Raw genomic sequence first — 23,031 nt, forward strand, 5'->3', positions numbered from 1 at the left:
TAGGCTAAGAACAGAATCATACCGCGGCAAAAGGAACCGATTTTATTTGAAATCGGCTTTTTGCTCTTCAAGATGTTTAGGTGTTTGCTCGAACATGCTGTCAATCAGACCGGAAACGGTCATTTTTTCAGTTTGCTCAGCTTTCTTAATTTGCTCGTTGACTTTAGCTTTCGCTTCGTCTTTTACGCGAGCTGTATCTTCATCTGTCCAAAGACCTTTTTTCTCAAGGTATTTCGCAAAACGAGCAATCGGATCTTTCTCGTTCCATTGACCTTCTTCTTCTTTAGAACGGTACTTGGTAGCGTCGTCAGACAAGGAGTGTGGACGGAAACGGTAAGTTACGGCTTCAATCAGAGTTGCACCCTCTCCATTACGTCCGCGTTCAGCAGCATCCTGAACGGCTTTAATAACAGCCAGCACGTCCATTCCATCGATTTTCACACCCTTGATACCTGCTGCAATTGCTTTGTGAGCGATGGAAAGAGCAGCTGTTTGTTTCGAGAACGGAGTTGTAATGGCATAACCATTGTTTTGTACAAAGAAAATAACAGGCAGTTTGTATACGCCAGCGTAGTTCAAACCTTCATAGAAGTCACCTTCGGACGATCCACCGTCACCTGTGTAGGTAATAACAACATGCTTTTGTTTTTTCAGCTTATAAGCCATTGCAATTCCCATCGCGTGCAAAATTTGTGCACCGATGATGATTTGAGGCATCAATACATTAACGCCCTCAGGAATTTCACCGCCGTGTTGATGACCACGGGAATACAAGAATGCCTGATAAAGTGGAAGACCGTGCCAAACGATTTGTGGCATGTCACGGTAACCTGGGCAAACAAAATCTTCTTTCTCTAGAGCAAATTCACTGCCGACCATAGTCGCTTCTTGACCGGATACCGGCGCATAAAAACCGAGACGTCCTTGACGGCCGAGGTTAACGGCACGATCGTCCCAAGTACGGGTAAATACCATGCGATACATAATTTCTTTCAATTGATCATCTGTTAGCTTCGGCAAAAGATCTTTGTTAACGATCTCGCCATCCGGGGATAGTACGGATAGAGTTTCGACTTCCTCGGTATATACTTCGTAAGGAACCTTGGTCATTTTCTTCACCTCAATAAATATTTGAATATCAAGTTCCGCTGTTATAGAATTATTATACACCTGTTTTACTGCATTCGTCAAAGAAATACCTAATAAATTTAATAATTCTTTGTTTTTGTATGTATAACAGGATTCGAATAGTTGTATAACAGTGTGACAAACCTAACAGAACAGCAGTATCTTTTTAAGCAACAGCTTAATCTTAACTTATTGTTAGCGGCTTTTCAAAAATTAACCATCGAAAGGTGACCAATGATGACAGATGAACGTTTATTGAAGCGAACTATTGTTAAAGAAGAAATACCTAGCCAACATTTAAAGGAGAATCGCACACTGCGTATCTATCTCCCTCCCGGATATAACGAAATTCTCAGCTACCCCGTCGTTTATTGTCAGGACGGTGAAGAATTTTTCAACTTCGGACGAATTGCCACCTGGGCCAACCAACTTATACTAGAAGAAGGTGTTGAACCTTTTATCATCGTTGGCGTTGAGGTGAACACGAAGGTCCGTACAGAAGAATATGCTTCTTTTGGCAACCGTTTCGAGGCTTACCTCGCCTGCTTCGCCGAAGAAATTATTCCCTTTATCGAGAAAAAATATCCTGTACGGCGAGATTCATCCGAACGTATTCTGGCCGGAGATTCATTAGGCGGCAGTGTTTCAGTCCATCTGGCCCTCCGTTATCCCGAACTGTTTACAAGAATCATTAGCTTGTCCGGTGCCTTCTACGAGCAATCCCAGCATATTATCGCGCTGGAAACAGACTTGTTCTGGATGAACATCTTCATGATTGTCGGACTGCAGGAGGACAGCTATACAACAGATACTGGGGTATATAATTTTGTGGAACTGAACCGTTCGACTAAGAAGCTCCTAGAAGAGCGAGGCGCCACAGTACATTATGAAGAAAAAGATGGACGCCATTTATGGGGCTTCTGGCAGAAAGAGCTCCCTGCCGCTCTTATGTATTTCTTACATTCTTAACTTCATTCACCTGCAAAAAAAGATGAACAATCGCGCATTTTTCATGGAATGTGCTTTGTTCATCTTTTTTCTTCACCCGGCAATTCTGCATGCGCTTACATCATTCTTAAAACGAAAAGCGGTAACGATCATCCGCTTGTCCGAGTTGATTATAACGTTTCTTTGATGATTCTGTCCAGCAGCACATCACAACCTGCATCAATTAACCGATATACCTCTTCAAAGTTTCCCGTGAAGTATGGATCTGGTACCTCACGCAGCTTTTCATCCGGTAAAAGATCCATAAATTTGAGTATTTCTGAATCTTCTCCGCCAGGCAGTTTACGGAGATTGGCGACATTGGAATCATCCATCGCTACCATGTAGTCAAAATCGGCAAAGTCACGACTCTCCACTTGTCTCGCGAGCATTCCTTCGTAGCTGATACGCCAGCTGTCTAGCAGCTTGCGGGTTCCTTCATGTGGAGCCTTTCCGATATGCCAATCACCCGTTCCTGCTGAATCCACAGTTATTTTATCATTCAATCCTTTTTGTTCAATCTTATGTCTCATTACAGCTTCAGCCATTGGAGAACGGCATATATTTCCAAGACAAACAAACAAGACAGTGATCATTTTGCATTCATTCCTTTCACGATACAAATACAGAGATGTTCATCATTTTGCTCCTCTCATTTTATCCGCGAGGACTGAAATTGTGCAAGCACAAAAACTGATCTATACTGATATAAAATGACAACTTCGGACAAAAGGAGGAAATATTATGGAAGTGAGGCGCATTTTGATCTTTACCGGCGGTAATCTTTCAACGCATTTATTAGAAGTAATTCAGAAAAATGATTACATAATCGGAGCTGATCGGGGGGCTCTTTTTCTTATAGAGAACGGCATAAAGCCGCATGTTTCAGTAGGTGACTTCGATTCTATTACAACGGATCAGCTTCATACCGTCACTTCCATGAGTGAAAGAATCGTCCAATGTGATCCAATAGATAAGAATTTAACGGACACCGAGCTGGCCTTTGATGTTGCTCTAGAACTTGCACCGACAGAAATCTTGCTGCTGGGCGGTACGGGGACGCGTATGGATCACACTCTTGCCAACATACATATGCTGCTTCGCGGGGTTCAGCATCAAGTTCATTGTTCCATGCTGGACGACCACAACTACATTACGTTGACCGGGTCAACTTGCGATGTCCAAGACCGAGGATTTACTTATGTGTCTCTTCTACCTCTCACACCGGAAGTAACCGGAATTGACCTTGAAGGCTTCCAGTATCCTCTCCATAATGCAACTTTGAAAATCGGACAGTCTCTGGGTATTAGTAACCGTCTATCTGCAAGCCGGGGTACAGTTAAGATAGAAGGTGGATTGCTCTTGATTATACAGAGCAAAGACGAGTAAATGTTACTTTTTTGTCATTTTCAATAATACAATTATGACAAGCCACAAACCCTTTATCAGCAAGGGTTTGTGGCTTTTTTATCGTTAAAATCATCTCAAGTTATTAATCTTTTGTAACTTTTAATCGTTTTTTAATAATTCGCTTTCATTCCTTGTCTCCCATAGCTTTCACGATTTTATCCAAAATTTCGGTAGGTTTCAAATCTGTTATACTCGGTTCATCGAAAGACAAACAACAATTATCTGGAGGTAATATACAACATGAATAAACAGACTTGGATTAAGAAGGCCGCAATCGTCAGCATAAGCGCAGCAATGGGAATGGGAACGCTCTTGGCAGTTTCTCCTGCATCTCAAGTAGAAGCAGCGGCTTCCACCTCTTACGCCACAACAAAGGGCCAACAAGTCGTGAACTTCGGTAAAAACTACATGGGAACACCATATAAATTTGGAGCTTCTACAAGCACTACTAAAGTATTTGATTGCTCCTCTTTCATGAAACATATCTTTAAAAAATACGGCGTGAATCTACCGCGTACGTCAGCAGCACAAGCGACACAAGGTGTAGCGGTATCCAAAGCGAACCTGAAACCAGGTGATCTCGTATTCTTCTCTAGTGGTAGCCGTGCTAATGGTAAAAATGTAACTCACGTAGCTGTATACGCTGGTAACGGTAAAATTCTTCACACGTACGGCAAACCAGGTGTGACCATTTCCGACCTCAACTCAGGCACTTGGAAGAAGACATATCTGAAAGCTCGTCGCGTACTGTAGTTGTTTCTTCGTTATCAATAATGCAACATTCATATATTTGAAGTAAGAGACCGCCTTCCTATTTTACGGAGGGCGGTCTTTTGCTTCATTATTCGTATTATGCGTAACTCGCAAGCGCACAGTGTGACCGTGCATAACGACCTTCAACCACATTATTCGCTCTCTGGCGCTTTAAGCATATACCCTGCTCCCCTAATCGTCCGGATCAGCTTCCATTTTCGTCCTTTATCAAGCTTTTCACGTAAATGAAGGATATATACATCCACCACATTTGTACCCGTATTAAAATCATAATCCCATACATGACTTAAAATTTCTTCCCTTGAACAGACCTCATTCACTCTTCGAGTCAAATATAAAAGAAGTTCATATTCACGCTGGGTCAAGTCGATTGCAGACTCTTCCCGGCTTACCTGCCTGCTTTGAGGGTCTATCAGCAGATCTCCAATCTCAATCTTCTCATTCCGGTGTTGATTTCCGTAATTAAATAAAATTAGAAGATTGCTGACTCTGGCTAACAATTCACGCTCGTCCACCTGGCTGGAAATGTAATCATTGGCCCCAGCTTCTAGGCAAACTGCCGCTTCATTAGATCCGTTATGACCCAGCACAATAATCGGTATCCGGTGCTTTCCATTCTGCATTCTGCGTATAAAATCAAATTCATGCATTCCCGATAAACAGCTGTCCATCATGAGCATATCAAACTCCCCTTGCTCCATAAGGGTTATAGCCTGTGAGAGATGATCTGCCAAATGGACTGTATATCCAGCGGATTGCAATTTGTTTGTTATCCTGATCGCTTCCTCACCATCGTTCATCGCTATCAAGATCTGTCCGTTCAAAGGGTTTCCCCCTCTTTCACTGCTAAGGTTAACAATCCTTTACTTTACATAAGCTTGATCACATCTGGCCTTTAGGTTGCCTCAAAAATAAAACATCCATTCCCGAGCAAGGGAAATGGATGAAATTGATTCAAAATATGAGGTCTCAGCCCAAGTAACGGTGGTACAAGCTTTTCGCCTCCATCAGATCAGATGTGCCATGTATTAGAGCTCTTCCGTCAGCAAAAACCACGATCCGGCAGCGCCTCATTTGAAAGATAACCATATACGGATTGAGTGATGTCCTTCCTTCAGACAATCCGGATAAGCGATCAGCCAACAGCTTGAGATCAAGCTCCATTTTACGTGCTGGCCTGATCTGGACGGTATCCCGTCCACAAAGCACTTCACTTTTTGTACTGTTGACAGAAGATAAAAAGGGGTATACCGGATGTGTACCACAAGATGGACAATCACTCTTCCGAGCTTGATCTAGCTTCATTTCAAAGGATTCATTCCGCCACAGATCAAAAGAGAGAAGATTCATACGGAGTGTGTCACGATGACCAGCGAGAAACTTCATCGCCTCCATACTCTGATGAGCCGCGACCATCTGCACAGCCTGTGGGAGAATACCAATTGTATCACACGTATCTCCGCCTAGTGGTACCGTACCAAGCAGGCAATATAGACAAGGTGTGTGTCCCGGAAGAAAGGTATACGTCATGCCGGCGCTTCCTACGCACCCTCCGTATATCCAAGGCGTATTTTGCTTCTGAGAAATATCATTGATGATAAGCCGGGTATCAAAATTATCGGTTGCATCCATGATCAGATCACAATCACGAGCCAGCTCTTCTAACTCTTCGGCACGGACATCCATAACATGAGCTTCGATTTTCACCTCTGAATTAATGGACTTCAAACGCAACCTTGCGGCTTCCGCTTTAGGGAGATGACTCTCCGCGTCCTGCTCTGTAAACAGCTGCTGCCTCTGTAAATTGCTCCACTCCACATAATCACGATCTGCGATCGTAATCCAGCCGACACCGGCCCGCACCAAAGTTTCCGCAACTGCACTTCCGAGGGCGCCAGCCCCAACGATAAGTACGTGACTGCTTCCAAGCTTCGCCTGACCCTCAACTCCAAAGGGAGCAAAACGTTCTTGCCTGGAATAACGGCTTTCCCGGCTATGTTCTTTCACGTTCAAGCCTCTCTCCTCTCATAACAACCTATATTTTGAAAAAAGCCACTCCGGGCGGAGTGGCATTCAAGTATAATCAGGATTGATGTGACCAATCTTCCACATTCCAGATCTTCGTTACCCAGTCTTCATAGAAGTCAGGTTCGTGGGATACGAGCAGTACGGTGCCTTTGAATTCTTTGAGCGCTCTCTTCAGTTCTTCCTTAGCAACAACATCCAAGTGATTTGTTGGTTCGTCAAACAGAATCCAGTTGCTCTCACGCATTAACAGCTTACATAAGCGCACTTTCGCTTGCTCACCGCCGCTCAACGCTTTCAGCGGGCGGGTAATATGTTCATTCTTCAGGCCACAGCGTGCCAGATGAGCGCGAACCTCGTGTTGGTTCAGATGCGAGTATTCGTTCCATACATCATCAATTGGTGTCAGATTGCCAGCTCGCACTTCCTGTTCGAAGTATGACGGGAACAAAAAGTCACCTTGATATGTTTTGCCGCTGTATGGCTGTATTTTCCCCAGAATGGTCTTGAGAAGAGTAGATTTACCGACACCGTTGCAGCCCACGATCGCAATTTTCTCTCCGCGTTCGATTGTAATAGACATCTTAGGCAGCAGCGGACGGTCATACCCGATTTCAAAATCAATGCCTTCAAATACTGTTTTACCGCTTGCACGTGCTTCTTTAAAATTGAATATGGGCTTTGCAGCTTCTTCGGGACGGTCAATACGTTCCAGTCGATCCAACTGTTTCTCACGGCTCTTCGCCCGACCGGATGTCGAGTAGCGCGCCTTGTTCCGCTGAATGAAGTCCTCTTGTTTCTTGATGAACTCCTGCTGCTTCTCATATGCATCGATATGCTGATTCTTATTAATATCAGCCATCTCAAGGAATTTCTCATAGTTCGCTGTATAACGTGTTAATTTCGCAAATTCTAGATGATAAATAATGTCTACCACCTGATTCATAAATTCCGTATCATGCGAGATGAGCATAAATGCATATGGATACTGCTTCAAATATTGCGTAAGCCAATCAATATGCTCAACGTCCAAGTAGTTTGTCGGCTCATCCAGCAACAGAACGGTCGGCTTTTCGAGAAGCAGCTTGGCCAGCAGAACCTTCGTCCGTTGACCTCCACTCAGCGTGGCTACATCCCGGTCAAGACCGATTACAGACAATCCTAAACCGTTAGCCATTTCTTCGACCTTAACATCGATCAAATAGAAATCGCCGATTTCCAGTTGTTCCTGGATTTCTCCCATCTGTTCAAGCAACACTTCAAGCTCTTCAGGAGAAGCATCGCCCATTTTGTCCGTAATCGTCATCATTTCTTGTTCCAGTTCCAGCAGGGGCAGAAAAGCATCCTTTAAAATATCCCGAACCGTTTTACCCGGCATCAGCTTGGTGTGCTGATCCAAATATCCATAACGCACTTTTGGAGTCCACTCCACCTTACCGCTGTCTTTCAGCAGCTGGCCAGTCAATATATTCATTAAGGTCGATTTACCAACACCGTTAGCACCGACAAGACCCACATGCTCACCAGCAAGCAGTCGGAATGAAACATCCTTGAACAAGGTACGGTCTCCAAAATTGTGGGAAACGTTCTCTACAGTCAATAGACTCATAATTACGGTAACTCCTGTCTATATAATAAACTCATTACATGTTAAATAGGGATTTTGTCACAATCAAGAGTTTATTGTATCACAGTAAGCGTCCAAGTCGAAACCATAACTTTTCGGGGTTTACATCACACCTGAGTTAACACAGTTTTTCTCCCTGTAGCCCGCAGCAGCAGCCTCTTTCCGGTTGCTGAAAGCTTCCTGCACATCATAAGGAAATGAACACGTATTTCTGTAATAATATTTTAGACCGGTACTTGAATCCACACTTCCGAAGTACACCGGAGTCTTAACAAGTCTGCCTCCACCAAAAGCATAATTGTTATAATATCGGTCACCAATAGGTATACCTTGGACAAAAGCTATCAATCCGATATCGTTAATCGTGTTGACCCATTCTTCTTGTGCGATAACAGGCAATGAAAAGGTATATGAAATACCGTTTTTTACAGACAAGTCATTGTGACGCTCTATGTAATAGGCCAGATTATCTTGAATTGCGTGTACGATCGATGTTCGCCTTATTTCTTCAAAAGTCACTTGCTTGTCCAGAAGTGCTATACCTGTCTTACCCACAAGTTCAGACTGCAATCCTGAATACCATAGTCTGCTGGAACCATTGTACGCTTCCACCTCATTGTCCAATGTGAAATGAATGCTGTTGCCTTCACCATCGTAATAAGCATATGGAATTTTGGGGCTCCAAGTATGACGGAAAGATTCCACTCCATCCGGTCCTGTAAAGGATTGCATGGCATAGATATAGTACCCGTCATAATCCACTACGGCTAAAGCCGGGATATACCACCATAGTGCCGCTTGGGCTTGGAGATCCTCCTCTATACCAAAATTTAAATGCATTGTTCTTGAAAAAGTGTCCAGTGCCCTCTCCTTGTCCGCACGAAACCGCTTGAATGATTCATATCCCGCTTCCTGTGACTGACTCTCGTTCACGTTCAACATCTCCCCACCATCCTGAATAGCCGTCCGTAGCCCCGTCGAATATTTCATTTCAACAAAAGCGCTATCTACCATATTATCCGCGTGCATGCTGAGCAGCAGAAAGAAAGGAAAGAACACAGCCGTAAACAGAATGGCCAAATCAGTAATCCTCATTCAAAACCATCCCTCCATACGGAAAAGCAATAGCCGACTCATTCCCTGAATTCGATCCTGTTAGAGCATCGAACAGCACCATGGAAGGCGTATGATTTTGACTGCTAACCTTCACTTGGAAATAGTCTCCCGCTGTTAACTTGTAAATTCGACTGCGATCATCTAAAGGCAAGTCCGTGTCAGGAAATAAATGCCCTAAAATTTCCGCTTCGTAATAAGCATCATAAACGACAGCAAAACTATATAGAAACGTTTCAGGATCAGACGGATCACGATACTCTGGATCGTACTTCTTATGCTGATGCTCCATCGCAATCTCATACAGATTGCCCGTTACGTCCAGCTCACGAGTAAAATCCTGATACATTTGGGGTGATACATACCCTTTCATCCGGACACTATCCACGAACTTGGTCACGGATTGATATACAACAATTCTGGACAGATCATCCTGCCTTCTGGCGCTTTCTCCCGCCGGTACCATATACAACAGCAGGACTGCCAAAAAAGCTGCAAACCATTTGGACACCGAGTTTGACATCCTTTACCTCACCTTAATATGCTGAATGCTGTTTATTGTCCCAGACGTACTGTACGAATAGTTAGCCTGGTATCTGGCACCCGCCTCGATAACTGATAGATTAACGGAATCAAGATCCAAGCCTGGAGGGAACATTACGCCATCAACAGACATTTCATACTTTCCCTGCTGTACCTCCTGCAGCATAAATAACACCTCGCTGCCCAAAAATGTTAAGTCATTCGCACTGCTGTGCATTTTTAAAGTAGTTATAGCCGAACTTTGTTCTTGAGTCATTAGATTGGCTGCTTCTAACCCTGCGTCGATCTCAGATTGCATATGAAAGGAAAACCAGCAAGCACCCATGAACAAAGCTAATGCCGCAGCCATTTCGATCATCGTTACTGTTTGCTCTCTCAATTGATCAACTCCTGAATATCAACACTTTACTGAACAAAAATAATTCCCCGAATCACATTTGAGTTGTCCTTGACAATCGTTGCCTTAAACTTACCGCTAGGATTAACATACTCAGGACTTTTTTCATTTAAAGTTTGTGCTAAAGCGCCTTGACGGGACTCTGGATGCTCCACGGATCCTTCCGTATTCAAGACATTACCGTACCATTGTCCTCCAGGGTTTTTACCTGTTTTAATCATAATGCCGAATTGATCCTTATCTTTGTACTTGCGGAGTGCATTCGTTACTTGCGATCCGCTGATCGTTGTTCCGTCATACACGGTATAAGCTGCCTGAGACAGCTCAGTCTGAATGTCCGAAAAATTATTTTGTGCGGTTTTGGTTGCCTCCTGGGCAGAGATAAACAAAATTACTACAATGGTAATCAATGCAATCGTCAGGAAAATACCAGCTGCCACTTTTAGAGCCGATGAAGCATTATTCATAATTAATATCCTCCTTGTCCCTCATGGGAGAGACGAATTATTTTACAAACTCTGGATTTGCTCATAATAAGCATTCATCTGAGTAAAACTCATACCAATAAGCGGTATGACAAGATACATAAAAATAAGACCGTACATCGGTGCAAATCCGATCATTCTTCCCCACGCTGCCTTCGTGTCGATCATCCGTTCATACTCCTGCTTCCGCTGTTCAAATACAAACGCCATTTCACCTTCCAAATCGTCAAAAACATCTTTGATCGGTACTTTATCAACAGCCAGAAGCAACTTATCCACGAGACGCTGAAAATCCGGAAACCATACATCATTCTTCAACTCTTGAAGCGCAAGTTCCGCACCGTGTTCGTAATGTAGTAAACTTTTCTGAATAGGAACTTTAAACATGACAGCAAACCGGTTCAGCCACTCCAGAACACCTTCAACCGATATGCGCTCCATTCCCCTTATGATGGAGATGACCGTCTGAAATTGGTATACCTCATGTTTCATTTCCAAACCTCGAACCTTTCGGTGAAAGATAAGAGTCCAGAGTGGAAAATAGAATGCAATAACCGCAGCCATAATAGAGGATAGTACTTCCCACCATTTTAAATATTCGAGATTAAACCGCTCTAGTTTACTGAGCACCCGCTCGGCAGTTATAGATACTTGATCTTGTGTGATGCCTTTGCCATCAACCGTTTTCACGGCTTCCTTTACCTGATCAAAAGAAACTTCGTCCGATCGGTTCAAGTAATCCATAACCGCCCGATCTGATTCAGCCCTCTGATAAGCTTCTTTCTCCTGCTCTGGGTTCATCTTTCCGAACAATGAAATCTGTGACACTGGTGCATAAAGCAGCTGACGCTTACTGCTGTGATGAAGATACATGCATGCCGTTAGCACAACAGAAAACGCAATGATCCCCGAGACAATCCGCCGAATGTAAAACCACTCCAACCGCAAACGTGTATTGCTTTCCTTTAGCAGTCTAATCCGCAATTCATGCTTTGGGGTACCTGGAATCGGCATCAGCACATTCACCAGTATTCGCAGGAGCTTAAACCTATAAAGTTGTTCTTCCCATGAAGCCTTGTCAAATCCTGCACGATAATCCGATTCACTGTTTTGTTGAAGCTTCTGTAAGAGGGTGTAGGCGACAATAATGACCACATAAATGGACAGCTTCGTGATCATGCCTAACTTGCTCATATAAAACTCATCCATGGCCGGGAAGCTTCCTCGAGCCCAATTCTCAATCGGCTTGGTGAAAAATACAGGAGCAAGCGCAATGATATTTAAACCTTTTAACAAGTAGTCAAGCTTGTCTCTACGAAGTATTTCAAGCTGAATCTCTTTGGTTAAACCACTTAGTCCTTGAAGAAAGATGGAGCTTTTCTTTTTGGCCTGGTCGCCAAATTCCATAACCAGATGTGCTATGCCTGCAAAAGCTTTCAAATACCGGTTAGGTGCCGTCTCATAATAACGCTCCAATTGTTCCTCAGGATCCTGAGATATTAGTGCATTGTAAATACGTGTAGCATGAATTGAAATTTCATGACCCGCTGTCTCCGCCCCTTCATAGATCGATTCCTCCACCATGCCGTGCTGCTGGTAATGATGCCTTACATTGGAGAACAGCTCAACCGATTGAACCAAAAGTCTCCGCTCCAACCGATTCATAAACACGTCAATCATCAAATCATGAATAACGATCGCCGCAAGAAGAGCAATCAATATAAATCCGAGACCCGGATTCATCCAAATCAGGAGAACAGCAGTCAGTCCGGCTGATATCGCGACCGCTAGCGTTATTTTCATCGTTTCATAACGAAGAGAAATTTCATCGTATGGGTGTATAATCGATATCTTTTTCCGCATCCGCTTCACATAGGAAGATAACAGAGGCAGTCTTAAAGCATGGATATATGCGGCTTGAAACCATTGACGATGTTTATATCGCAACTGACCGGACGCACCGGACTCATACCCGATGCTAGAGCCTTCCTCCTGCCCGTTTCTTTTTTGTATGAATATGATTACGCCATATAAAACTGCAAACAGCAGTAGGGATACTGAAAGAATATAAATAAGTACGTCTTTTGTGGTCACGGTGTCCCTCCCCAGTTAGTCTGGATATAACACCTGAAAGCTTCAATATCTTGAGGCTGCATCTGCTCCTCCATCTCTCTCACGCTACGCTCAGATAAAGGTGCTGCAACCACATACCGTCCATCGCGGTATTCAACTACATTTTTTGAGACATAAAATGTAGTATTGTTCTGCCTGCGGAAATGCTCGGAGCTTATAGCCACATACCTTCGGGCCAATTCCTCTGTACCTATGTGTTCCTCTGGATTGTGCCAATCCGGAAATGGCTCTTTGTCACAAGGAATACACTCCGTAATGCGCTCAATATAACGATTGCCGAATGCATCCCGTTTCAGGTGAACGTCGAAGTTGATTACACTTACCACCTGCTGCTCTGCAATATCCTCCTGACGAAACACTCCACTCTTCAATAGAGAGTTTCGAAGTGACAGAACAAGATCTTTAAACGTCTTTGCATGATGTGTAAAGACAGTAAACAAGCTCGCAACCTGTGACATCTGGATCATCCATGAGGCTACTTCATCACTTGCAACTTCCCCTAGGATGTTCACAGTTCCATCTGTTTTCTTCTGAAGATCCAGACCGTCCTGACCACTGATATGTTCCGTTTCTCGAAAACTCAATATATTGCGCCTGCTGTATATTTTTCTTAGGTGAAGCTCGAAAGCCATCTCCTGTACACGCAGCGTATAGGAGGCATAGATATGTCTCACCATTGCCATGAGTAGAGTGGTTTTGCCCGATCCCTGAGCACCGGTGACAGCTGTAATCCGGCTTCCCTTCATTAGAAATTGCAGCAAACCAATAGGGATTTCTGCACCTCTGCCTGTGATGAGCTGCTCCAGGCTAGTACTGCTCACATCAAACTTCCGAACAAAAAAAGCCCATGATTCAGAAAACGGAGGACGTACAACGACAACACGCGATCCGTCCTTCATCTCATTCACTTTAAACCCGCTGGCCTCTGACAACTGACCGGGATGATTGTATTTATAAATGTTCTGGCATACCCGCTTTAATTCCCGTACATTTCCGAAGGACAGAAACCCCATATGAATGGAAATACCCCGAAAAAATAACCACACACTTTCACATTCGGAGACCGGAGTATCACCATTCCCCCAGCCGAGCGGCAGTTGCTCCGCATGTAACGGCATCCCTGAAGAATCACCCAGCACTCCGCTTACCCCTCCACTAACACCATCGATCCGTTGATCTCGAATCTCATCAATGACGGAAAAGCCTTTGTATTGCTGATAAATTCGCTGTACAACAATGTCCAGCTTCTCGGGTAGAGTTAACGAGCGTATTTCATTTGCATATATGAATGCTATATCTTCACCCGTCACCGCATAAACAACTTCCTCACCATAACCCGGTATAATCCTCGGTTTTGATAAATCATAGGTTTCAATCAACTTAGATAACGCTTCATCTCTGTACTGCTGTTTGTACAAATAAAGTATGATTTCGAATTTATCCTGGGGAGATAAAGCTTCATGATTCTCAAACGGAATCGCGATATTAATATTCGACTCATTTAACTTCAAACTTTTTGTTAACAGCTCTTTCAAAAACTCTTTAACATACTGTTTGTCCAGCACACTGCCTGACACACAACCTTTGAGCGCGCGACGCAGCTCGCTTCTCTTGCTTAAACGCCTGCGGTATTCCTCTTCATGTAGCCCTAGATCCGAAAGCTGACTGTGCGTCATCTGATGGAGCGTCTCCTTCACAAATTCCGTCATCGCCTGTAAAGAAAACTGATCTGGACCGAGCTGCGGGTGAGCTCTGATCTTTGCTTTACTCATCCAGCGAATATACATAAACAGTGCAACCAAAAGAAGGATTAAACCTATCCAGAGCGAATTCATCAGCGGCCCTGAGAGCATTTAAGCCCCCCTCTCTGAGTATCCTGAAGAAGGTAGACCGATCTGCTCTGCCGCAGCAAACGCGGTGCTGCGAAGAGCCCGATAGAAGGGACTTTCCCTTTTTCGGTTCATCCCGCCTCTTCCCCTTTGAATACAAGCTTGAACAGAACGCATATTCCATGCGTCTGTGAACTCTGAACAGTAGGGTATCCCCTCAAAAATACCCTTCACTCCAAACCTGCGTTTTACATTTTGAAGTGTACAATGACTATGGCGGTCATACCGGCCAATAACAAAGCCAATGTCTTTTCCTTGGAAGACTCCCTGCATTTGATCACTCTCAAAAACCTTCTCCAATGATCTAATATTTTGATTTAACCCAATGAATATTAGATCTGCAGCTTTCAGAATTTGTTTGTCGACACCATTTGCCCTTCCATTCCCCGCATCAGCTACAATAACGTCATATCCCCGAACAGCGGTTTCTAATACTTGGCTCATAAGCCGTCCCTGTGTCTCGTCTGACTCTGACTTGGGCTCGCGTCCTGCCGCAAGAAGGTCCAGTCGATCCTGCAACAGTGGGGAAGTATAATCACGTATGTTCTCAGGCATCAACCTGCCGCTTGCCGCCAAGCGTTCCACCGCATTCATTCCATGATCTTGGAAAGTTACCAGTGAATGATCCAGTGGTTGTTTCTTTAATGAATAAGCCTGCTCTACACGCTCCCCTGCCGCTCCACCATGCAGTAGAAGCGTTTTCACTTTAAACTCCATTGCCAGCACAATCGGCAGACTTGCGGCTAATGCGGTCGCACCACTTCCACTTGTCAACGGACTCCACAAAGCGATTGTTTTCATGCCTGTCTCCTTTCTGCCTGCCGAAATGCACGGCGAATTTGACGCTGCTCCATCTCAGTAAGCCGGCGGATCAACTCCATAAGTGCCCCCTTATATCGCCTTGACAACGGCTTAATCCGAAGTCTTCCCGTATGCTCATTCTCTACCTTCAAAGCAAAAGTAAGTTCATCCCACGGAACTCTAATCGGTTCATCCATCCATCGGATCTGCGCTTTTCCCAGATAGCTTTCAATATAGGCATCGTCCATCATATCCTCGACAACGTTCAAATACACCCGGTGGAACTCTGGAAAGCCTTGTTCTTTGCTATTCATTGAGAGATCCTCAAGCCAACTGGCCCCTCTCATCAATCCAGCAATCTCAAAACTGCTCACCCAGACTTTCGCACTCGCTAGCTCCCAGGCGTCCTGATTTAGAAACGACTCCTTCTCAGCATCGATTACCAAATAGTCGTATCCCGGCTCTCCTGATTCCTTTAAATAATTCTCCAGTTCGGTGTAATGATCAAATCCACATGCTACATCAAATCCTGAGAATTCTGTAACCGACATACGCGGATCCAATCTGCCGATACAATGGGTGTACTTTCCTTCTTGTGCTGCATCTATCAGGAGCACTCTATTACCGCTATGCGCTAATATTTTGCAAAGATACATTAGCAAATCACTCTTATCGCAAATGCCGGCAAATATCCATGTTCTCAATTTTCCTACTCCCTCATTTCACTTATTAAGGACTTGTAAATATGGTTTCCACGTTGCCTTTTTACTGTATACTGTTAACATTTTCTTCAGCGAGACCCTGTCCTCCTAAAATATCCTTCATTTCATCTGAACGCTCCTTTTTCTCATCTGCACCTGTCTCCTCAGTCACCGTATAGGATGTTGAAGTTGCTAATGAATCATCTGTGTTACTTGCAGTGTAGTTTCCGGAAGTCCATGTGTCGAAATCCTGTGTACCCTGGTTATAAGAAATTCCGTCCTGTCTTACGGAAGGTATTGGCTCATTTGGACTCACTTTGCTCAGATCCCGATCTAATGCGGTACGTACGGAAGTCTCGAGCTGTTGTTCCGCTCTCCGGACAATATTCGGATCACTCTTGATCAACTGAATAACTTCCTGATTAGGAGGGTAATTTGGAACCGCCTTTTCCTGCATTTCCGGCTCAACATAGGTGAGGGCATAAATAGAAGCTTTGTGGATATAAGCATCAACCATAGCGCTGGAGAACAATAAGATTTCCTGCTCACTTAAGGTTGTCCAAAAGGCTGGATTCGACAGCTTGTCAATCCGCTTCTTAGCCAAAATGATATAATCCTGACCCGTCGGAAACTGAATCCGGATATCCACCACATCATCTTGTCTCAAATTGCTGGGCAACCATATCGACTTCATTTCCCTGTTCCGTAAATCCCGGGGAGTGACTTCTTCTTCAAACAGCATTCCAAGTGTAATCGGCGTTCCCTTCCGAAGCTCAATCTTCACGCCCTTCCCAGCAACATCTTCTTTTCTAGTCGGAAGATTATCGGGGGAGGCTTCTAATGGCAGACGAATTTCTTGCAAATCTTTACTATCAATAAAGTGCCCTGCCGGAATGTCCATGCGCGGAACCCAAGCCGTCCTCATCGATTTCAGGTCACCGATCTGTGCCTCTTCCAATGCCTCAATCCTCAGCTGATATTTCCGTGTTTCATCCTCATGACGATTGACATTGTCACTTTGAATAAAATAAAATCCCCCTGCCAGAACAACACCCATGAATCCAGCTCCAGCAAGTCCGGCATACAGCATTTTTTTGCTGCGCCGTGTAATGATTGGCATTTGTTCATTCTCCTTTCAAGTACAGGGATTACCCCCATGCAAAACGGAATCTTTTCTTACGCTCTTTATGCGGTAAGAATCCTTCATAAATGATTTCCATAGCCTTCTCTGCCTCCAAGGACATCTCAAATGGGTCTCTATGAAGCGGAATGGCTACAACTTTACTGCCACCAAGTGATTTGCGAAGCTGATGCACGGCGCTAGAAGAAGCAAGTGGCAAAGCGTAAACCCGGTTTAGCTGATCATGACGTGCCAGCATTCGAGCCAAAGTTAATACATCGTTCTGACGCCACTCGGCAGCTGATCCAATAATGATCGGAACATCCGCCCGCAGAAACTCTTCGAGTCGTTCATTATCACGATAAGTTCCCAGATCTAGCACTACCGCATCATAACCGCCTGCTAGCACAGAGATGACATCTCCCCTTGATGTTTGGCGCCAGTAGTCAATACCATTAATTGAAAACTTGCGGACAGACCCTGTAGACGAGCCTTCAGCTATTTCCTGTATACGTGTAAAGGCCGTTCGGCCCGTCCCCATTTCAACAAGTGCCACTTTGCTGTACCTTCGAGCTAAAAAATGTCCGATCGTTATACAACTATGTGTCGTACCTACCCCTGGTGAGGTTCCTAGTACAGCAGTCACCAGTGTACCGACCGCTCTTGACTTAGCCGTTGATCGTTGATCATTTCCTGCAGGACTGAAATCGAGCGCCTGGGCCACCTCTTCAGCTGACTGGTATCGTAATTCTGGCTGATGCTGAAGAAGTTTGTGAATGACGAACAGCAGTTCCTTGGAAATATCTCTCCGAATATGCTGCTCTACACCTGTAAACCATTCACTGTATTTCCCTCCCGTTGAAAGAAAAAGAAGGAGCGCACCCAATCCGTACAGATCCGATCTTGCATCGCTTTGTCCACCACCGTACTGTTCTGGCGCCGCAAACCCGACCGTACCGAGCTTAACCGTATCCTCAATCCGTTCCTGCTTGTAACTTCGGGCAATACCAAAGTCAATGAGCCTAACCTCCATTTCCTCCGTCAGCATAATATTGGATGGTTTAAGATCCCTGAAAACGACTGGAGGCTGATGGGAATGAAGATAGCCAAGCACTTCAAGCAGCTGGTGAGCAAGCTGAAGGATAAATTTTGCAGTCAGATGCCCCCGATAGTCTAGACAATATTTATCAAGGGTCATTCCATGAATATAATCCATAACCATATAGGTATAACCAGCCTCATCCGGCTTAAAAAAATCCACGATCCGTGGCAGACGAGCATGGCTTAACGTGGTCAGCAGTTCGGCTTCCGCCTGCACCGTCTGAAACATACCCGGTTGAGTTACGCTTTCTTTAACCGCCCATTTCTTCCCTGGCAGCTTCAAATCTTCAGCGAGGTACACACAACTCATTCCACCCTCACCGAGCTTCCGTTCGATCCGGTAACGCTCCCCAAGTATCATTCCACGCTCCATTTTCGAAGGATGGTGCATTGCATCGTTTCCCCTCTTTCTATATCAGTGGCCGTAAAAAAAAAGAAAGCACCCCGCCGGACCATCACGATAAACCGTGTTGATCCTGCGGGATGCTTTCCCTGTCTAGCCGTTGTTTAAATTTGGAATCATTATAGATCATAATTAAACCATTTGTAAAGTGATTTGTAAATTTTAGTACTTAATCATATATAGAGTTATTTCATCACGGTTATGAAACAGCTGTTTTGCTCCTTGAATCTGCATTCGGGATTGTTCAAAGATATCCATGATATCATGAACAAGAGCCATCGGTTTTTTAGTCAGAAGTTTAACCGTAACCACCGCTGTGCCTCCCGGAGCTAGACTGTAAAGCAAATCCGTTACCAATCTGGCCATCTGCTTCGGGCTCCAACTCATATCACAGACGAGCAGATCAAACTGAGCTTCCTTGAATTTAACCTCGGAGGCATTCTTATTAACAATTCTCAGGTTTGGATGATGTATCAAGGATTCATGCATTTTCGCCGGATCCACTGCAGTAACCTGAAGTCCTCTTTCCAGCAAAAAACTGCTCCAGCCACCAGGTGCTGCACCAATGTCCAGCGCATTACGGAAAGAATCGAAAGGAATGCCGAACTGTTTCTCGGCTTCCAACAGTTTGAACTTGGCACGTGAAATTTGACCTTCCTCACGCTGAAATCGTATAGCACCACCATTCCAGTCGGATAAATTACGGTCAGGTTGTGAAACACCCAGATACCAGGTGTCTTTTGCCGCAAATAGAGAAATCACCCATTCCGGCTCCTGTACCGTGAATTCGGTCTCCAAAGGAGCTAGCTTCTCCTGCAGCTGATCACGCAATGCGCCAGGGTTTTCAGCCCAGCTGCTGCCCTCCGCTTTTCTTACCTGCACAGACACACGACTTCCTTCAAGGTACTCCCTTTTCAGTAAATAAGATACAGCTTGCTCGAAAGCCTGATCCTTGTCAGCTCCCGGAATTTCCATAACAACAGGGAATATATGCCGCAAAAAGATAGGGGCCTTCTCCAAAATGCGTTCTGTAGCTTCTTGTATCGTCGTTGCCAGTGTAACTATAAAGACTTCCCCCGGAATAAGCATCGTGCTCTTCAAGCTGCCAAACAGGCGGCGAAGTTCTTCCTGCGCATAGGGCGCGAAACCATGATTGGCGGTACATATTAACTTTGCTGAGTGCTGTTCATTAACTTGCTCATTCACTGCGTTTTGTTCATCCAAGTGGATTACCCTCCAGAAATTACTTTGATCCAAGGACGTCCTCCGTCCCATTCCAGATCGACATCAATATCATAAGTCCGTTTTATAAGCTCTTTGTTTAATACTTCTTCTTTACGTCCTGATCCAGCCAATTGGCCGTCTTTAATCAATGCAACATGAGTAAAAAGCGGTACGATTTCCTCAATATGATGAGTTACATAGACAACTGCTACATCTCTTTGTCTTAAACGGTCAATCTCCAGCAGCATTTTTTCTCGTTCATACAAATCTAGTCCTGCACAAGGCTCATCCAAGATGAGCAGTTTCGGATTGGCCATCAAAGATCGGGCGAGCATGACCTTCTTGCGCTCTCCCTGAGACAAAGTGCCAAGCGGATGCTCCGCCAAATGACTGAAATTCATTTCCCCCAGCATCTTCAGCGCTTTTTCCTTTACATCCTGAGGAATGGTCTGGTAAAAACGTAAAAAAGCGAAGGCGCCAGTAGCAACAACTTCCCATACCGGGTCACTGAGTGACAACTTCTCCATGAGAGATTGACTAATATAACCAATCTCTTTCCGTACTTCCCGGACATCACTGCGTCCATAGACATTGCCCAGAACTTCCACACGACCACTGCTCGGAAACAGATAACCTGTCATCATCTCGAGCAGTGTCGTTTTACCGGATCCATTCCGTCCAAGGATGACCCAGTTCTCCCCCGAACCAATTTCAAGGGACACGCCTTTCAGGATCTGCTCATCTCCTCTTCGGAGAGAAATATTTTGCAGTGAAATCACAGCATCACACCCCTAACAAAGTTTAAAATGTCCTGCACAGACCCCATACGGTAAAGCACTTGATGAGGCTTGTCAGGCGTTCCTGAAATGGCAAGTAGAGCAGGAACACTTCGTATTTGATATTGCTGCACCAGCACTGGCAAAAAATTGACGTCCGCTTCCAATAGAGTTCCTTCCGGCAGAAGCTGTTCCGTGACGTCCAGCATTTTGCGGGCCGCTCCGCAAGTGCCACATAACGGAGTATACAGAAATACGATTACCGGGGAAGTTTTCTTATCCCGCTGAACCAAACGTTCCTGCCATGCAAGACGCTCGATCAACTCACGCTCCGTTACAGAAATCATGAGGAGAAACCGGCCACTTTCCGTAAGACTTCATCAGGCATAGGGCCGTTATGCACAGTAACACTAGCAGGCATATTATCGTAAAGCATCTCATACATTTTTCTTCTTCCCCATGAACTGGAGGTGTGCAAATAAATTTGACGGGGATGGAGCTTTTCAACAACCATAGCAGCGACGACATCTCCACCAGTCATCTGATCCGGGCCAAGCTCAAAATCGAGTGATAAAATGTCCACTTCGCATTCCCGTAACATCATAAGACACTCTTCTCCATTGCGCGCAAGGGCAAAGCCCTTCGGGCAAGCGCGCCAATCATCCAGATACAGATGAATCATGTTCAATCCTCTCCTTGTTCAAGTCCAGGACAACACCTCCGCAATATCCTCACGATGCGTCCCGTCCTCTCCCTGTTCACTTTCCAAAATAAACGCTTTGCCGTCCAGCTGCGGTGATCGTACCAGTGCCTGAAGTGCTTCCGTACCTATCATACCGCGTCCGACGCGCGCATGCCTATCTTTTCTCGACCCTGCTCCGTATTTAGAATCGTTTAAATGCACGGCGACCAGTTGATCCCAGTATCCCAGTTCCGTACCTTTATGAAGCAAACTCTCTGTGTCTTTGATGTCCCAATGTCCGGCTGCAAACAAATGACAGGTATCCATACAAAAACCGATTTTGTGTGGTTCATCAGCCAATTCTCTGACCTTTACCGATTCTTCCAGTGTCATGCCCATGTCTCCGTGATCGCCAGCCTGATTCTCGATCAGCAGCTTGGCCCTGCCTGTCCACGCGGAAAGGACATCATTCATACACCGAATAATATGCTGATATCCTTGAAGAACATTCTCGCCTTTCAAATGTCCAAAATGAACAACGATTCCGAGCGATCCGCACGCTTCAGCAATAATTAAATCGTTCATAAGAGATTCAACCGTAAGACGATAGTGCTCCTCTCCTCTGCTTAGACCAACAGCCATATTGCTTGGATACGGAGTGTGCGCAACAGACACAAGATCGTGCTCCCTGCTGTATTCTGCACAGGCCAGAGCGTCTCTGAAATCAGGTGTTTTTATGTGCAGACTACGGGGATTTTTCGGGAAATATTGAAATGCCTTACCTCCGAGCTGGTCAATATGACGGGCTGCTCCCGAGTAACCTCCGCGCGTGCTGACATGACTTCCAATGCGGATGTTACACTTCATGCTGACAATTCGGACATAAGAACGCCTTGCGTCCAGTTATCTCTGTTTTGACGATCGTCGTACCGCAGCGGATACAAGGCTCACCCTCACGGTCATATATCTTACACTGATCATCGTAATTACCAGTCAAATCATCATCTTCGGTAAAGGGCATTTCCATATACCCTCCGCCTTCAGTTGCTTCATTCAGGACATGATGTATACTCTCATAAAGCTGTCCTAGCGTTTCATCGGTTAGATTTTGAACCTTGGAAGCTGGATGAATTTTCGCGTGAAAAGCGATTTCGTCTGCATAGCAGTTGCCGATACCCGCTAACGCTTGCTGGTTAACAAGCAGACTTTTGAGGGCGCCGCGGCGTTTCTTCATGAGACTGACAAAGCGTTCCTTAGTCATTCTACGGTCAAGAAGCTCCGGCCCAAGCTGGCTTAACGCTTCCTCTGTTTCTTTTGCTGACAGCTGATGAAGATACCCTAGACGAAGTCCGATAAAATACAACACCTTATCACCAAAAGATATTTCAATCTGAGTTGTCCGAGAAGGACGCTCTTCATCGCCACGGGTCATATACAATAGACCACCAAGCATGAGATGCAGAAGTAAACGACGTCCATTGTTCAGATGAAATATAAGGTATTTCCCTCTTCTCTCCACAAAAATCACTTTGGAACCCATTAGGTTAGCTGAAAATTCCGCTGGAGGTTCATTGATTGATTTTTCCCGGTTTACAATCACATTGCTAATCGGAATGTTCAGGATACTAGCGGATAGCATTTTCCTGTAATTTTCCATCTCCGGAAATTCTGGCATGATTCATCTACCCCTTCGTGTCACACATCATAATTAT

The 23,031-nt window shown here is 44.8% G+C and carries 24 protein-coding genes; 3 read left to right on the forward strand and 21 right to left on the reverse strand.

All coding sequences use genetic code 11. The annotated features are described in order from the left end of the window. Positions 1-42: 42 nt before the first annotated feature. A complete protein-coding gene (gene pdhA / locus AC2TF5_RS15735; protein ID WP_491298026.1) occupies positions 43-1,110 on the reverse strand; it encodes a pyruvate dehydrogenase (acetyl-transferring) E1 component subunit alpha in 1,068 nt (355 codons plus the stop codon). A gap of 255 nt (positions 1,111-1,365) precedes the next feature. On the opposite strand from pdhA, the gene AC2TF5_RS15740 reads away from it, so the two are divergent. Continuing rightward, entirely contained in the window at positions 1,366-2,097 is a 732-nt protein-coding gene (locus tag AC2TF5_RS15740) for an alpha/beta hydrolase (protein ID WP_491302906.1), read from the forward strand. 149 nt (positions 2,098-2,246) lie between these two features. Here the strand turns inward: AC2TF5_RS15740 and AC2TF5_RS15745 are convergent, their stop codons facing one another. Continuing rightward, the gene (locus AC2TF5_RS15745) at positions 2,247-2,711 is read right to left on the reverse strand and encodes a low molecular weight protein-tyrosine-phosphatase (protein ID WP_491298027.1); all 465 of its coding nucleotides are present in this window, start codon (positions 2,709-2,711) and stop codon (positions 2,247-2,249) included. A 148-nt stretch (positions 2,712-2,859) separates the two neighbouring features. On the opposite strand from AC2TF5_RS15745, the gene AC2TF5_RS15750 reads away from it, so the two are divergent. Both AC2TF5_RS15750 and AC2TF5_RS15755 read left to right on the forward strand, forming a co-directional pair. Further along, complete coding sequence (locus AC2TF5_RS15750; protein ID WP_491298028.1) at positions 2,860-3,504, forward strand: thiamine diphosphokinase; 645 nt, start codon at positions 2,860-2,862, stop codon at positions 3,502-3,504. Between the two features lie 261 nt (positions 3,505-3,765). Continuing rightward, positions 3,766-4,278, forward strand: coding sequence for a C40 family peptidase (locus AC2TF5_RS15755; RefSeq protein WP_491298030.1), 513 nt, complete (start codon positions 3,766-3,768; stop codon positions 4,276-4,278). A 152-nt stretch (positions 4,279-4,430) separates the two neighbouring features. Here the strand turns inward: AC2TF5_RS15755 and AC2TF5_RS15760 are convergent, their stop codons facing one another. The 19 genes from AC2TF5_RS15760 to mutM form a co-directional block, all read right to left on the reverse strand. After that, positions 4,431-5,123 (reverse strand): response regulator transcription factor, encoded by a 693-nt coding sequence (locus tag AC2TF5_RS15760; protein WP_491298031.1) that lies wholly within the window; start codon positions 5,121-5,123, stop codon positions 4,431-4,433. Positions 5,124-5,268: 145 nt separating this feature from the next. Then, the gene (locus AC2TF5_RS15765) at positions 5,269-6,312 is read right to left on the reverse strand and encodes a ThiF family adenylyltransferase (protein ID WP_491298033.1); all 1,044 of its coding nucleotides are present in this window, start codon (positions 6,310-6,312) and stop codon (positions 5,269-5,271) included. 70 nt (positions 6,313-6,382) lie between these two features. Then, on the reverse strand, positions 6,383-7,933 hold the full coding sequence (locus AC2TF5_RS15770; RefSeq protein ID WP_491298034.1) for an ABC-F family ATP-binding cassette domain-containing protein: 1,551 nt from the start codon (positions 7,931-7,933) through the stop codon (positions 6,383-6,385). Between the two features lie 120 nt (positions 7,934-8,053). Then, complete coding sequence (locus AC2TF5_RS15775; RefSeq protein ID WP_491298035.1) at positions 8,054-9,046, reverse strand: hypothetical protein; 993 nt, start codon at positions 9,044-9,046, stop codon at positions 8,054-8,056. Further along, positions 9,033-9,587 carry a hypothetical protein gene (locus AC2TF5_RS15780; protein WP_491298036.1) on the reverse strand — a complete coding sequence of 185 codons (555 nt, stop codon included), beginning with the start codon at positions 9,585-9,587 and terminating at the stop codon, positions 9,033-9,035. Before AC2TF5_RS15780 ends, AC2TF5_RS15775 begins: the two co-directional genes overlap by 14 nt. A gap of 3 nt (positions 9,588-9,590) precedes the next feature. Next, positions 9,591-9,986 carry a hypothetical protein gene (locus AC2TF5_RS15785; protein ID WP_491298037.1) on the reverse strand — a complete coding sequence of 132 codons (396 nt, stop codon included), beginning with the start codon at positions 9,984-9,986 and terminating at the stop codon, positions 9,591-9,593. A 26-nt stretch (positions 9,987-10,012) separates the two neighbouring features. Further along, positions 10,013-10,471 (reverse strand): ABC transporter permease, encoded by a 459-nt coding sequence (locus tag AC2TF5_RS15790; RefSeq protein ID WP_491298038.1) that lies wholly within the window; start codon positions 10,469-10,471, stop codon positions 10,013-10,015. A 42-nt stretch (positions 10,472-10,513) separates the two neighbouring features. Continuing rightward, complete coding sequence (locus AC2TF5_RS15795; protein WP_491298039.1) at positions 10,514-12,583, reverse strand: hypothetical protein; 2,070 nt, start codon at positions 12,581-12,583, stop codon at positions 10,514-10,516. Further along, positions 12,580-14,475: a pilus assembly protein CpaF gene (locus AC2TF5_RS15800; protein WP_491298040.1), complete on the reverse strand. Its 1,896-nt coding sequence runs from the start codon at positions 14,473-14,475 to the stop codon at positions 12,580-12,582. The genes AC2TF5_RS15795 and AC2TF5_RS15800 overlap by 4 nt, the downstream gene beginning before the upstream one ends. Continuing rightward, complete coding sequence (locus AC2TF5_RS15805) at positions 14,476-15,312, reverse strand: CpaE/TadZ family protein (protein ID WP_491298041.1); 837 nt, start codon at positions 15,310-15,312, stop codon at positions 14,476-14,478. It lies immediately after the preceding gene. Further along, positions 15,309-16,016 (reverse strand): hypothetical protein, encoded by a 708-nt coding sequence (locus AC2TF5_RS15810; RefSeq protein ID WP_491298042.1) that lies wholly within the window; start codon positions 16,014-16,016, stop codon positions 15,309-15,311. Before AC2TF5_RS15810 ends, AC2TF5_RS15805 begins: the two co-directional genes overlap by 4 nt. Before the next feature lie 61 nt (positions 16,017-16,077). Beyond that, a complete protein-coding gene (locus tag AC2TF5_RS15815) occupies positions 16,078-17,133 on the reverse strand; it encodes an SAF domain-containing protein (RefSeq protein ID WP_491298044.1) in 1,056 nt (351 codons plus the stop codon). Positions 17,134-17,161: 28 nt separating this feature from the next. Then, entirely contained in the window at positions 17,162-18,625 is a 1,464-nt protein-coding gene (locus tag AC2TF5_RS15820) for a serine/threonine protein kinase (RefSeq protein WP_491298045.1), read from the reverse strand. 174 nt (positions 18,626-18,799) lie between these two features. After that, positions 18,800-19,861 carry a 23S rRNA (cytidine(2498)-2'-O)-methyltransferase RlmM gene (locus AC2TF5_RS15825; RefSeq protein WP_491298046.1) on the reverse strand — a complete coding sequence of 354 codons (1,062 nt, stop codon included), beginning with the start codon at positions 19,859-19,861 and terminating at the stop codon, positions 18,800-18,802. 5 nt (positions 19,862-19,866) lie between these two features. Further along, entirely contained in the window at positions 19,867-20,640 is a 774-nt protein-coding gene (locus tag AC2TF5_RS15830; protein ID WP_491298048.1) for an ABC transporter ATP-binding protein, read from the reverse strand. Continuing rightward, complete coding sequence (locus AC2TF5_RS15835; RefSeq protein WP_491298049.1) at positions 20,637-20,984, reverse strand: thioredoxin family protein; 348 nt, start codon at positions 20,982-20,984, stop codon at positions 20,637-20,639. The genes AC2TF5_RS15830 and AC2TF5_RS15835 overlap by 4 nt, the downstream gene beginning before the upstream one ends. Next, positions 20,981-21,319 (reverse strand): cyclic-phosphate processing receiver domain-containing protein, encoded by a 339-nt coding sequence (locus AC2TF5_RS15840; RefSeq protein WP_491298050.1) that lies wholly within the window; start codon positions 21,317-21,319, stop codon positions 20,981-20,983. Before AC2TF5_RS15840 ends, AC2TF5_RS15835 begins: the two co-directional genes overlap by 4 nt. Positions 21,320-21,337: 18 nt before the next feature. After that, positions 21,338-22,186, reverse strand: a complete 849-nt coding sequence (locus tag AC2TF5_RS15845; protein ID WP_491298051.1) for a deoxyribonuclease IV — start codon at positions 22,184-22,186, stop codon at positions 21,338-21,340. Next, positions 22,176-22,994: a DNA-formamidopyrimidine glycosylase gene (gene mutM / locus AC2TF5_RS15850; protein ID WP_491298052.1), complete on the reverse strand. Its 819-nt coding sequence runs from the start codon at positions 22,992-22,994 to the stop codon at positions 22,176-22,178. The genes AC2TF5_RS15845 and mutM overlap by 11 nt, the downstream gene beginning before the upstream one ends. Between the last annotated feature and the right edge of the window lie 37 nt (positions 22,995-23,031).

The organism is Paenibacillus sp. JNUCC 34, from assembly GCF_058269055.1.